The 12,324-nt window shown below is 56.3% G+C and carries 11 protein-coding genes; 8 read left to right on the top strand and 3 right to left on the bottom strand.

Annotated elements, in window-relative coordinates; genetic code table 11:
* Position 1: 1 nt before the first annotated feature.
* From lolC to cobB, 5 genes are read left to right on the top strand one after another with little or no spacing between them, the layout of a single operon-like run.
* Positions 2-1,201 carry a lipoprotein-releasing ABC transporter permease subunit LolC gene (gene lolC, locus AC0IXH_RS08635; RefSeq protein WP_013201698.1) on the top strand — a complete coding sequence of 400 codons (1,200 nt, stop codon included), beginning with the start codon at positions 2-4 and terminating at the stop codon, positions 1,199-1,201.
* Positions 1,194-1,898 (top strand): lipoprotein-releasing ABC transporter ATP-binding protein LolD, encoded by a 705-nt coding sequence (gene lolD, locus AC0IXH_RS08630; protein ID WP_013201699.1) that lies wholly within the window; start codon positions 1,194-1,196, stop codon positions 1,896-1,898. Before lolC ends, lolD begins: the two co-directional genes overlap by 8 nt.
* The gene (gene lolE, locus AC0IXH_RS08625) at positions 1,898-3,142 is read left to right on the top strand and encodes a lipoprotein-releasing ABC transporter permease subunit LolE (RefSeq protein WP_013201700.1); all 1,245 of its coding nucleotides are present in this window, start codon (positions 1,898-1,900) and stop codon (positions 3,140-3,142) included. The genes lolD and lolE overlap by 1 nt, the downstream gene beginning before the upstream one ends.
* A gap of 4 nt (positions 3,143-3,146) precedes the next feature.
* Positions 3,147-4,058 (top strand): N-acetylglucosamine kinase, encoded by a 912-nt coding sequence (gene nagK / locus AC0IXH_RS08620; protein ID WP_471720334.1) that lies wholly within the window; start codon positions 3,147-3,149, stop codon positions 4,056-4,058.
* Positions 4,059-4,068: 10 nt separating this feature from the next.
* Positions 4,069-4,902: a Sir2 family NAD+-dependent deacetylase gene (gene cobB, locus AC0IXH_RS08615; RefSeq protein ID WP_471721138.1), complete on the top strand. Its 834-nt coding sequence runs from the start codon at positions 4,069-4,071 to the stop codon at positions 4,900-4,902.
* A gap of 571 nt (positions 4,903-5,473) precedes the next feature.
* Here the strand turns inward: cobB and AC0IXH_RS08610 are convergent.
* Entirely contained in the window at positions 5,474-6,874 is a 1,401-nt protein-coding gene (locus AC0IXH_RS08610; protein ID WP_346594864.1) for a PTS transporter subunit EIIC, read from the bottom strand.
* Between the two features lie 292 nt (positions 6,875-7,166).
* On the opposite strand from AC0IXH_RS08610, the gene AC0IXH_RS08605 reads away from it, so the two are divergent.
* On the top strand, positions 7,167-8,366 hold the full coding sequence (locus tag AC0IXH_RS08605) for an enolase C-terminal domain-like protein (protein ID WP_013201704.1): 1,200 nt from the start codon (positions 7,167-7,169) through the stop codon (positions 8,364-8,366).
* Here AC0IXH_RS08605 and AC0IXH_RS08600 read toward each other — a convergent pair.
* Together AC0IXH_RS08600 and AC0IXH_RS08595 are read right to left on the bottom strand one after the other, a co-directional pair.
* Positions 8,363-9,079, bottom strand: coding sequence for a GntR family transcriptional regulator (locus AC0IXH_RS08600; protein ID WP_471720333.1), 717 nt, complete (start codon positions 9,077-9,079; stop codon positions 8,363-8,365). The two genes, AC0IXH_RS08605 and AC0IXH_RS08600, sit on opposite strands and share 4 nt — an antisense overlap.
* A 31-nt stretch (positions 9,080-9,110) precedes the next feature.
* Entirely contained in the window at positions 9,111-10,301 is a 1,191-nt protein-coding gene (locus AC0IXH_RS08595; protein ID WP_013201706.1) for a benzoate/H(+) symporter BenE family transporter, read from the bottom strand.
* A gap of 95 nt (positions 10,302-10,396) precedes the next feature.
* Here AC0IXH_RS08595 and AC0IXH_RS08590 point away from each other — a divergent pair, with 95 nt between their 5' ends.
* Positions 10,397-10,954 (top strand): helix-turn-helix domain-containing protein, encoded by a 558-nt coding sequence (locus tag AC0IXH_RS08590; RefSeq protein ID WP_471720332.1) that lies wholly within the window; start codon positions 10,397-10,399, stop codon positions 10,952-10,954.
* A 113-nt stretch (positions 10,955-11,067) separates the two neighbouring features.
* Entirely contained in the window at positions 11,068-12,297 is a 1,230-nt protein-coding gene (pepT, locus tag AC0IXH_RS08585) for a peptidase T (protein ID WP_013201708.1), read from the top strand.
* Positions 12,298-12,324: the final 27 nt, after the last annotated feature.

The raw sequence follows: 12,324 nt of genomic DNA, 5'->3' as shown, positions 1-12,324 counted from the left end.
CATGTATCAACCTGTCGCGTTATTTATCGGTCTGCGCTATATGCGTGGACGAGCTTCAGACCGCTTCGGCCGGTTTGTTTCCTGGCTCTCCGCCATCGGCATCACGCTTGGCGTGCTGGCGCTGGTCACCGTGTTATCGGTGATGAACGGTTTTGAGCATGAGCTCGAGAAGAGCACCCTCAATTTGATGCCTCAGGCGCTGATTACCAGCGACAAAGGCTCGATCAATCCGCAACAGCTGCCGGCTGACAGCCTCAAGCTGCAAGGAACGAAGAAAATTACGCCGCTGACCACCGGGGATGTGGTGCTGCAAAGCGCCCGCAGCGTCGGTGTAGGCGTGATGCTGGGCATCAACCCGGATGAACCGGATCCCCTTTCGCCTTATCTGGTGAACGTCAAGCAGACCGATCTGCAACCCGGCAAATATAACGTGATCATTGGTGAACAGCTGGCGACCCAGCTGGGCGTGAAGCGCGGTGAAGAGCTGCGTCTGATGGTGCCTTCTGCCAGCCAGTTCACGCCGATGGGCCGCTTGCCGAGCCAGCGTCTGTTTACCGTGGTGGGCACCTTCGCCGCCAACAGTGAGGTGGACGGTTATCAGATTCTGGTAAATCAGCAGGATGCCTCAAGACTGATGCGTTATCCGGCGGGCAACATCACCGGCTGGCGTCTGTGGCTGGATAAGCCGCTGCAGGTTGACAGCCTCAGCCAGCAAAAGCTGCCGGAAGGGTTGGTATGGAAAGACTGGCGCGAGCGTAAAGGCGAGCTGTTCCAGGCGGTGCGCATGGAGAAAAACATGATGGGCCTGCTGCTGAGCCTGATCGTCGCCGTGGCAGCCTTTAACATCATCACCTCGCTGGGACTGCTGATCATGGAGAAGCAGGGCGAAGTGGCGATCCTGCAAACCCAGGGCTTAACCCGCCGGCAAATTGTGATGGTGTTTATGGTGCAGGGTGCCACCGCAGGCATTGTCGGCTCGGTGCTGGGCGCGCTGCTCGGCGTGCTGTTAGCCAGCCAGCTGAATAACCTGATGCCGTTGATTGGCGCGTTCCTTGATGGCGCGGCGCTGCCGGTAGAAATTTCCATTCCGCAAGTGATCACCATTGTGGTAACGGCGATGGTCGTGGCGCTGCTTTCCACGCTGTATCCTTCATGGCGCGCCGCCGCCGTACAACCCGCTGAGGCTTTACGTTATGAGTAACCCGATTCTGTTGCAGTGCAATGACCTGTGCAAACGCTATCAGGAAGGCAGCGTCCAGACGGATGTGCTGCGCAATGTCTCCTTCAGCGTGGCCCCTGGCGAGATGATGGCGATTGTCGGCAGCTCCGGCTCCGGTAAAAGCACCCTGATGCATCTGCTGGGCGGGCTGGATACGCCCACCTCTGGCGATGTGGTGTTTAACGGCAAATCCCTTAACGGCATGAGCTCCTCGGCGAAGGCTGAACTGCGTAACCGCGAGCTGGGCTTTATTTACCAGTTCCACCATCTGTTGCCGGACTTTACGGCGATGGAAAACGTGGCGATGCCGCTGCTGATTGGCAAAGTGGGCAAAGCCGAGGCCGAAGCCAAAGCGATGGAGATGCTGACGGCCGTGGGTCTGGATAAGCGTGCGAAACACCGTCCGTCCGAGCTTTCCGGCGGCGAGCGTCAGCGTGTGGCCATCGCCCGTGCGCTGGTGAACAATCCGCGCCTGGTGCTGGCGGATGAGCCCACCGGTAATCTGGATGCCCGCAACGCGGATGCCATTTTCGATCTGCTGGGCGAACTGAACGTGCGTCAGGGCACGGCTTTCCTGGTGGTAACCCACGATTTACATCTTGCGAAGCGGCTTAACCGCCAGATGGAGATGCGTGACGGCCAGCTAAGCGGAGACGTGTTACTGGCAGGGAAGGCGTAATGGCGGGCAATCTTTCTCTTCTTCTTGGCCTGCGGTTCAGCCGTGGGCGTCGCCGTAGCGGCATGGTGTCGTTGATCTCGGTGATTTCCACCGTCGGTATTGCGCTGGGCGTGGCGGTACTGATCGTGGGTCTGAGTGCGATGAACGGTTTCGAGCGCGAGCTGAATAACCGTATCCTGGCGGTAGTGCCGCATGGCGAAATCGAGCCGGTCAATCAGCCCTTTACCGGCTGGCAGCAACTGCTGCCGAAGGTGGAGCAGGTGAAAGGCATCGCTGCGGCTGCACCGTACATCAACTTCACCGGGCTGATTGAAAGCGGCGCGAAGCTGCAGGCGGTTCAGGTGAAGGGCGTCGATCCTCAGCAGGAAAACAACCTGAGCGCGTTGCCGAAGTATGTGCAGAACAATGCCTGGCAGAGTTTCAGCGCCGGCAAACAGCAAATCATTCTTGGTCAGGGCGTGGCGACCAGCCTGAAGGTTAAGCAGGGCGACTGGTTGACCATCATGATCCCCAACAGCGATCCCGAGCATAAGCTGCTGCAACCGAAGCGCGTACGTTTGCAGGTGAGCGGCATTTTAGCGCTCAGCGGCATGTTGGATCACAGCCTGGCATTGGTTCCACTGGGCGATGCGCAGCAATATTTAGGCATGGGTGACAACGTCACGGGCATTGCGCTGAAGATGAGCGACCCGTTTGCCGCGCAAAAGCTGGTGCGTGATGCCGGTGAAGTGACGCATTCTTACGTCTATATCCGCAGCTGGATTGGCACCTATGGCTACATGTATCGCGATATCCAGATGATCCGCGCCATTATGTATCTGGCGATGGTGCTGGTGATTGGCGTGGCCTGTTTCAACATCGTTTCAACGCTGGTGATGGCGGTGAAGGATAAGAGTGGCGACATTGCGGTATTGCGCACGCTCGGGGCGAAGGATGGCCTGATCCGCGCTATATTTGTCTGGTATGGCCTGATGGCCGGGCTGGTCGGCAGCGTCAGTGGCGTGGTGGTTGGCGTGCTGGCGGCATTCAACCTCACGCCGCTGATTCGCGGAATTGAAACCTTAACCGGCTATCATTTCCTGTCCGGCGATATCTACTTTATCGACTTCCTGCCATCAGAAGTGCACTGGTCAGATGTGGCTATCGTGTTGGTCACCTCGCTGGTGCTGAGTCTGATTGCCAGTTGGTATCCCGCACGGCGGGCGAGCAAAATCGACCCGGCGCGTGTACTGAGCGGACAATAACAGCATGTATTACGGTTTTGACGTTGGCGGCAGCAAGATTGCGCTGGGGGTGTATAACCTTCAGCTTCAGCAGGTCTGGACTAAGCGGGTCGTCACGCCAAAAGACGACTATCAGGCGCTGGTGGATCTGCTGGTTGCGCTAACGGAAGAAGCCGATGCCTTTTGTGGTCAACGGGGCAGCGTGGGCATTGGCGTGCCGGGGATCCCGGTGCCGGACGATGGCACGCTGTTTACCGCCAACGTGCCCGCCGCGACGGGCAGAACCTTGCAGGCCGATCTCTCGCAACGGCTGGGTCGCGATGTGCGCATCGATAACGATGCCAACTGTTTTGCCCTCTCGGAAGCCTGGGATGAAGAGTTTCAGGCCTATCCGGTGGTGATGGGGCTGATCCTTGGCACTGGCGTTGGCGGCGGACTGATTGTTGACGGCAAGCCGTTAACCGGGCGCAATTACGTGGTGGGCGAGTTTGGCCACACGCGTTTGCCGATTGATGCGCTGGACGTGCTGGGACAAAACGTAGTGCAGCCGCGATGTGGCTGTGGCAAGACGGGGTGCATTGACTCCTGGCTGTCGGGCTCGGGATTTTCCCGCCTCTGGCAGCTGCATAATCAGCAGGCTCTCAGTGCACCCGAGATTATCTCCCGCTATTATCAGGGAGATCCGCAAGCCATCGCCCATACCGACCGATACCGGGAGTTGCTGGCCGTTTGTCTGGGTAACCTGCTGACGCTGGTAGACCCGCATCTGGTGGTACTGGGGGGGGGATTGTCCAATTTCGACGCGCTGTATGACGGCCTGGCAGAGAAGGTAAGCCCTCATCTGCTGCCGGTTGCCAAACCACCGAGGTTTGAAAAGGCGCGTCACGGAGACGCAGGTGGAATGCGCGGTGCCGCATTCCTGCACGTTAAGGAATAGAGAAATTATGATGCGAACTCCCCGTCGCCGACTGCGTCTGGCGCGATACAAGAAGACCCGACGCCAGGTGCACCAGCGTTTTCGTCAGCGTATTTTTGAGCGCGATCGCAATATTGAGATAGCCCAACATCCATTGCCACGCGTGGTGGTGTTGACCGGCGCAGGTATTTCTGCCGAGTCGGGTATCCGGACTTTCCGCGCGGCCGATGGCTTATGGGAAGATCATAAAGTCGAAGATGTGGCCACGCCGGAAGGTTTTGCGCGCGATCCGCAAAAAGTGCAAGACTTCTACAATGCCCGCCGTCGTCAGTTGCAACAGCCGGAGATCCAGCCGAACGCCGCCCACGAAGCGCTGGCGGAACTGGAAGCCGCGTTGGGCGATCATTTCCTGTTGGTGACGCAGAATATCGACAACCTGCATGAGCGTGCAGGGAACAGTCACGTGATCCACATGCACGGTGAGTTGCTGAAAGTGCGTTGTGCCACCAGCGGGCAGATCCTGCATTGGGGTGATGACGTTAAGCCAGAAGATCGCTGTCATTGTTGCCAGTTCCCGTCAGTATTGCGTCCCCACGTCGTCTGGTTTGGCGAGATGCCATTACAGATGGTCGAGATTTACGCGGCATTGAGCGAGGCCGACTATTTCGTCGCCATCGGAACATCAGGCCACGTTTACCCCGCCGCAGGTTTCGTTCACGAAGCCAAATTGCAGGGCGCGCATACCGTCGAGCTGAACCTCGAGCCCAGCCAGGTCGGCAGTGAGTTCGAAGAAAAAGACTACGGTTTAGCGAGTGAAGTCGTGCCGAAGTTTGTGCACAATCTGCTGGCGAAAATCGCGCGGTAATTAGCCGGGGCTGTGGGGAAGGCGGGTGAGTAAGTCGTCTGGGTGTTCGGGCGGCAGGTTCAGTTGAGCTTGTCGCTGGGGGATGGTAAGTCGTCTTTGCGGCCCGGTATCCCGGTCAGGGAGAGAAGGTTGAACGCAAAGACGCCGTAAACCCATCCCTGGGGGCTCAGCGGCGACATCCCTGTCGCCGAAGACTCGCTATCAACCTTCTCTCCCTTCCTCGACGCTTCAGTGTCACCTGTTTAAATGGGGATGCACACGTCAAAACCGTTTACAGCGGCATACTTTGGAATTGTGCGTCTGGGAAACACTGCAGCAATGCCGTGCCACCGAGCTGGTCTTGATCTGTGCGTCCACGAATACAGCCACCGACACCAATGCTATTGGGTGGCGGCATAGAGTGCCTTAGCCGAGTGTCTGCGGCAGGGATGCCGCAGCCAAGCCTACAGGGATGTATTTACGGCGCCTCGGATAAGGCACTCTATGCTGACGCCTTACCCCCGGAACCGGTTTTGACCTGTGCTGACACCGTGCCACCGCACTCACCCATAACCTCAACTCCAAAACCCCATCACGCCTCGCTCTCAACCACCTGCTCAGCACTCTCCGATGGTTTATTCCTGACCAACAACATCGTCAGCGTAAACGACAACACCAACGCTATCGCCACGCCCATCAAGGCGAAAACGAAATAGGGACCGATGTAGGCGGGCAAACTGAAGATGCTCGACAGGATATAACCGTATAACCGCACGCCGAAGAAGGCGATAAAGGCCGAGGCTAATGAACTGGCAATGGTGGCAGCGATAAAGGCTTTCTTATAACGCGTTAACACCCCAAACAGCGCCGGCTCGGTAATCCCCAATAACGCTGATATCGCTGCAGAAAGCACCACGGACTTCTCCTGACGCGTCTTGCAATGCAGCCAGATAGCGAATGTCGCGCCGGCTATCGCCATGTTTGCCATAAACATCATTGGCATCAACATGTCATAGCCGCGATCGGTAAAGTTCTGCAACGCAATCGGCGTCATGGCGTGATGCATTCCCGTCAGAATCGCTACCGGGCGAATGGCACCGACCACCAGACCCGCGAAGCTTGCCGAAATGCCAAATAACCCTTCGATAAACCAGGCCAACAGCTTGCCCAGCCAGATGCCCATTGGTCCAATCACCACCAGCGCGACTAATGCAGCAATAAACAGCGTCAATGTCGGGGTGAAAACCGTTTTTAGTACGTCCGGCATAAACCGGTCGACCCAACGATGGATATAACTGAGCGCCAGCACAGAGAAAATAATCGGGATCACGCTGGAGGCGTAATTAAACACCGATACCGGCACCACGTTGAGGAAGTAAATGGTGTCCACCGCGCCGGGTGCATGGCTGGCCAACGCTTTCGCTGCGTCAATCAGCGAGGGATACATCAGACAGGCCGCAACCGCCGCAGCCAGATACTCGTTGGTTTTGAACATCTTCGCGGCTGAAATCGCCAGGAAAAACGGCAGAAAATAGAACACGCCGCTGGCAATCAAATCAATGACCACCACCGTATCGCTGCTGGCTGAAATCACCTTCAGGGCAATCAATCCTGCCAGCAAACCTTTGATCATCCCGGCACCCGCGATGGCCGGTACAATCGGACCAAATACCCCCGAAACCGTATCCATAAATAGCGAAATCAGCCCTTTTCTGGCTTTTCCCGCGGCGGCTGGTCGATCGGCATCCGGCGACACCTGAGGCAAAATCGCCTGATACCACTCATTGACCTTCGGCCCGATAATGATCTGAAACTGATCGCTCTGAATCTGTGCGCCTAATACTCCCGGTAACGCCTTAATATCGGCCTGGCGTATTTTGCTCTTATCAACCAGATCAAAACGCAGACGGGTCATGCAGTGCCAGACTTTATTTATATTTCCGGCACCCCCTACCAGCTCTATTATCTTTTGACTTGTCGCGGTAATTCCCATGAAGCCTGCTCCTGAAACGATCTGATATTCCAGGCGAAATAGTAGAGAAACCCTCAACCTAAAACAAACCAATAAATGTTGATTCAGCTCACAGTTCGCCATCAGCAGGCGTTAAAAGTCAGGCTAATCAATAATTGGTCTGGTTTTTGGCGATAATATTGACGCTTTTCAGACCAAAAAAAACAGACGAAAAAAAGGGTTTACGCCAGCCGATAAATAGCTTCATAGTACTGCACATTAACCGGGGTAAACCTCTTCAGTGACCACCTGATCCAGACCGGAGCCTATTTTAATGTCACCCACGCTGATTAAAAATATTGAATGTTTTATCACTAAACCTGACCGCCATAATTTGATTGTGGTCCGTGTGACCACCGATAAAAATATCATTGGTTATGGCTGCGCAACCTTCCAGCAACGCCCACTGGCGGTGAAAACCATGGTGGATGACTATCTTAAGCCATTGCTGATTGGCCGCGATGCCAATGCCATTGAAGATTTGTGGCAGATGATGATGGTGAATGCCTACTGGCGGAATGGTCCGGTGATCAACAATGCGGTCTCTGGCGTGGATATGGCGCTGTGGGATATCAAAGGGCAGCTGGCCGGTATGCCGCTTTATCAGCTCTTCGGCGGGAAATCGAAAGATGCCATCGCTGTTTACAGCCACGCGTCGGCGGAAACGCTGGAAGGCCTCTATCCCCAGATCGATACATTACTCGCCGACGGTCATCGTCATATTCGCTGCCAGCTTGGCTTTTACGGCGGCACGCCGGAAGGGATGCACAGCACCCGACAGCCCACGCCAGGCGCTTACTACGATCAGGATGAATATATGGCCAACACCGTGGCGATGTTTAAGGCGCTGCGGGAAAAGTACGGCAATCGCTTCCATATTCTGCACGACGTCCACGAACGCCTGTTCCCACAGCAGGCGATCCAGTTTGCTAAAGCCGTTGAACCTTATCAGCCGTACTTTATCGAAGATATTGTCTCGCCTCAGCAATCCGGCTGGCTGGAGCAGGTGCGTGCCCATTCCTGCGTGCCGCTGGCGCTGGGTGAATTGTTTAACAATCCGGCCGAATGGCACGACTTAGTGGTTAACCGTCGCATTGATTTTATCCGCTGCCACGTCTCTCAACTGGGCGGAATCACCCCGGCGCTGAAACTGGCGGTGCTCTGTCAGGCATTTGGCGTACGACTGGCCTGGCATGGGCCGCCGGATATGACGCCAATTGGCGCGGCGGTGAATACCCATCTGAATATCCACCTGCATAACGCCGCGATTCAGGAATTCAATCCGTATGGTGCCAATACGCTGAAAGTCTTCCCACAGGCAGCACAGGCGGAGCAGGGCTATCTCTATCCGATTGACCGGCCGGGCATTGGGGTGGGCTTTGAACAACAGGCCGCAGAAGCGTTTCCGGTAGCGTATCGCGCGCATGAATGGACGCAGAGCCGCTTACCCAATGGCGCCATGCATACGCCTTAACCCGAAGACTGGCGGAAGGTCAGGCTGTCGTGATTGAACGGGATGACGTAGGTGCAGTGGTAATGGATATCCACCACCTCGCTGATCTCAAATACGCGGCCGCCTTCCAGAATTCCCCGGCTGTTGATCTGCATCGCCGGAATGCCTTTTTTGCAGGTGAGCAACGCTGCCTGCTCTTTACTGACCACAATCGCCTGATAACTGGTCAGCAGATGCGAAATGCGGAACCCGCGACTCAAAACGTATTTCTGCAGTGAACTCTCAATAATGTGCTGGTTGAGATCCGGAAAATCCGCCACCGGCAGTTTCGAAACCTCAATCTGCGTGCGCACATTATCCACGTAACGTACCCGGCAAAACTGCCAAATCCACGCGTCTGCCGCCAGGCCAAACACCTGACGTTCGTCTTTATCCGGCAGTTTTTTATGCAGGCTGATCAGCTTAAAGCCAATCTGGTCGAAACGCTTTTCGGTGATCGAGTTATAGACCAGGGGATCGGTGCGGGCGCGCTCGCTGATATAGATGCCCGATCCCTGCACCACATTGACCACGCCAATGCTCACCAGCTTCTCCAGCGCCTGGCGGATGGTAAAGCGCGACACGCCATACTCTTCCGCCAGCTGTCGCTCTGGCGGCAGCTTACGCTGCGCCGGATCGTGTTGCTGATAGATTTTGCTCAGCAAATCCTGAGTCACAAAGTCTTTCTTTTTCATCGTGCTGCCACCACTCGCTCGGGGATAACTACTATACCTCAACGGGCTTTTTCTTCGGCAGAGAAAGGATCAGATGGGTGATCACGCCACCCACCAGGCCCCAGAACGCGGCTCCGACACCAAGCAAACTCAGCCCGGACGCGGTGATCAGGAAAGCGATCACCGCCGCTTCCCGCTGTTTCTCGTCGGCAAGGGCGCGTTGCAAACTGCCAGCGATGGTCCCCAGCAGCGCCAGTCCGGCGATGGTGTGGATCAATGCCGGCGGCAGGGCGCTGAATAACTGTCCAATCGCGGCGCCAAATAATCCTGCCATCAGGTAGAAAAAGCCGGCGCAGGCCGCACCCCAGTATCGCCGCTGAGGATCGGGATGCACATCAGGCCCCATACAAATCGCGGCGGTGATCGCGGCAATACACACCGAGAATCCGCCAAAAGGTGCCAGAAGCAGCGAGGCCAGGCCGGTCCAACTCATCAACGGGGAAATGGGTACCTGGTAACCGGCGGCTTTGAGGGTGGCAATGCCCGGCGCATTCTGTGACGCCATGGTCACCACAAAAAACGGGATGCCAATGCCGAGCAGCGTTGAGAGGCTAAACTCTGGGGCAATAAATTGCGGCAGGGCAAAGCGCAACGGCTGATGGGAGAAGTGGATCTCACCGCTGAACCCGGCGATCAGCAGGCCGGCGACCAGCGTCAGCACGATGGCATAGCGGGGCAGATAGCGCTTTGCCAGCAGGTACGCCAGACACATGCTGGCGGTCAGCGGAAAGTTAAGCTTCAGCGCGCCAAAGGCATCCAGACCAAACCGCAGCAGGATCCCGGCGAGCATCGCGGCAGAAATCGCCTGCGGGATATAGTTCATCAGCCGCGCAAACAGGCCCGTCACGCCGCACAGGAAAATCAGCCCTGAAGCGAATATGAAGATGCCAATCGCTTGCGCAATCGGCGTGCCTGGCAGACTGGTCACCAGCAACGCCGCGCCGGGCGTTGACCAGGCGGTCAGAATCGGCGCGCGGTAGTAAAGCGACAGTCCCAGTGACGTCACGCCCATCGCCAGGCCGAGCATACTTAGCCAGCCACCGATTTGCAGCTCAGAGGCACCGGCGGCACCGGCGGCCTGAAAAATGATCGCCGCTGAACTGGTATAGCCCACCAGAACGGCAACAAAACCGGCCACGACGGCCGGGAAGGTCAGATGCTGAAAGGAAAACGGCGGGCGCATGGCAGGTTCCTGTTTGTACGTTATAACGCACACGCTACCACTGTGCGTTATAACGTACAAGCGCTATACTGAGCCCCGGACTGACTGGAGGAATGATGGAACCCGACCTTGGACACACGTTGAAATCACTGCGAACGTCGCGCGAATGGAGCCTGACGATGGCGGCGGAGCAGACTGGCGTCAGTAAAGCCATGCTCGGGCAGATAGAGCGCGGCGAATCCAGCCCGACAGTGGCCACGCTGTGGAAAATCGCCACCGGCTTTAACGTCCCTTTTTCACTTTTTATGACCGCCACCACGCCGCCATCTTCAGCAGAGGTGCAACGCAGTGGCTCCATTGCCAGCTGGCAGCAACACAGCGGCAATATGCAGGTCACACCGGTGTTTCCTTTCGATCCGCAGTTGGGATTTGATATGTTGGCCGTCGAGCTGGCGGCGGGCGCGTCCAGCGACTCTTCGGCCCATGACCACGGGGTGATTGAACATGTGATCGTGCTCAGCGGCAGGCTAGCGCTGCAGGTTAACGATCGCTGGCACAGTTTGCAGACCGGGGAAGGGTTACGCTTCCAGGCCGACTGTCCGCACAGCTATCGCAATGAAACCGATCGGGTGGTTCACTTCCAAAGCCTGATCCACTATCCCAAAACCCACTAAAATACCGTCAGAAGGCAACAACAGCCGGGTAACTTGCTGCAGTAGTGACCTGGAGCAATATTCTGATGGGTGAGGTTTCACATACTACGCATTCGCATTCAGAGGGACGGCAGATGAATAACTTACTCGATCGCTTCTTAAACTATGTTTCTTATGACACGCAATCGAAAGGCGCCGCACGTCAGGTGCCGAGCACCGAAGGACAGTGGCAGCTGGCGCGTGTGCTGCAGGCGGAGCTGACAAGCCTGGGGCTCAGCGACATTACGCTCAGCGATCACGGCATTGTGATGGCGACGCTCCCCGCGAATGTCGACTGGGACGTGCCGACGATTGGCTTTATTTCGCATATGGACACCTCGCCGGACTTCACCGCGAAACACGTTAATCCGCAAATCGTCGAAAATTATCGCGGCGGCGATATTGCCCTCGGCATCGGCGATGAAATTCTGTCGCCCGTGATGTTCCCGGTATTGCACAGCCTGATTGGCCATACGCTGATCACCACCGACGGTAAAACCCTGTTAGGCGCTGATGACAAAGCCGGCGTTGCCGAAATTATGACGGCGCTGGCGCGGCTGAAAGCCGGGAATATTCCGCACGGTAAAATCCGCGTGGCCTTTACGCCAGACGAAGAGATCGGTAAAGGCACCAGCTGTTTTGATGTAGCGGCCTTTGGCGCGGAATGGGGTTACACCGTGGATGGCGGCGGAATGGGCGAGTTCGAATTTGAGAACTTTAACGCGGCTTCCGCCACGGTAAAAATTACCGGCAATAACGTTCATCCCGGCACCGCTAAAAACGTGATGGTGAATGCGCTGGATTTGGCGATGCGCTTCCATGCGGCGATGCCGGAAAAAGAAGTGCCGGAACACACGTCGGGCTATGAAGGTTTTTACCATCTGCACAACATCAAGGGCAGCGTGGATAAAGCCGAGCTGCACTACATCATCCGTGATTTTGATTTTGAAAGCTTCACCGCACGTAAGCAGTTGATAAGGGATCTTGCGGCAACGCAAAGCAAAAATCTGCAGGCGGGTTGCTGCATAGACGTTCAAATTGATGATAGCTACTTCAATATGCGCGAGAAGGTTGAGGCCCATCCACATATTGTCGAACTGGCGCTGCAGGCGATGCGCGAGTGCGATATCGAACCGGACGTGAAGCCGATCCGCGGCGGCACCGATGGCGCGGCGTTATCCTTTATGGGATTACCGTGCCCGAACCTGTTTACCGGCGGTTATAACTATCACGGCAAGCACGAGTTTGCCTCGCTGGATAATATGGAAAAAGCGGTGACGGTCATTATGCGCATCGCGGCGCTAACGGCAGAAAAAGCGAAATAAATAATAAATAAGGCCGATGCGAGATCG

This window comes from Erwinia sp. AC075, assembly GCF_979253995.1.
This window is presented reverse-complemented; position numbering and strand designations above follow the sequence as displayed.

Excerpts from the sequence above, each read along its gene's own strand:
- lolC (WP_013201698.1), top strand. The coding sequence starts at position 2 with ATGTATCAACCTGTCGCGTTATTTATCGGTCTGCGCTATATGCGTGGA.
- lolD (WP_013201699.1), top strand. The coding sequence starts at position 1,194 with ATGAGTAACCCGATTCTGTTGCAGTGCAATGACCTGTGCAAACGCTAT.
- lolE (WP_013201700.1), top strand. The coding sequence starts at position 1,898 with ATGGCGGGCAATCTTTCTCTTCTTCTTGGCCTGCGGTTCAGCCGTGGG.
- nagK (WP_471720334.1), top strand. The coding sequence starts at position 3,147 with ATGTATTACGGTTTTGACGTTGGCGGCAGCAAGATTGCGCTGGGGGTG.
- cobB (WP_471721138.1), top strand. The coding sequence starts at position 4,069 with ATGCGAACTCCCCGTCGCCGACTGCGTCTGGCGCGATACAAGAAGACC.
- AC0IXH_RS08610 (WP_346594864.1), bottom strand. The coding sequence starts at position 6,874 with ATGGGAATTACCGCGACAAGTCAAAAGATAATAGAGCTGGTAGGGGGT.
- AC0IXH_RS08605 (WP_013201704.1), top strand. The coding sequence starts at position 7,167 with ATGTCACCCACGCTGATTAAAAATATTGAATGTTTTATCACTAAACCT.
- AC0IXH_RS08600 (WP_471720333.1), bottom strand. The coding sequence starts at position 9,079 with ATGAAAAAGAAAGACTTTGTGACTCAGGATTTGCTGAGCAAAATCTAT.
- AC0IXH_RS08595 (WP_013201706.1), bottom strand. The coding sequence starts at position 10,301 with ATGCGCCCGCCGTTTTCCTTTCAGCATCTGACCTTCCCGGCCGTCGTG.
- AC0IXH_RS08590 (WP_471720332.1), top strand. The coding sequence starts at position 10,397 with ATGGAACCCGACCTTGGACACACGTTGAAATCACTGCGAACGTCGCGC.
- pepT (WP_013201708.1), top strand. The coding sequence starts at position 11,068 with ATGAATAACTTACTCGATCGCTTCTTAAACTATGTTTCTTATGACACG.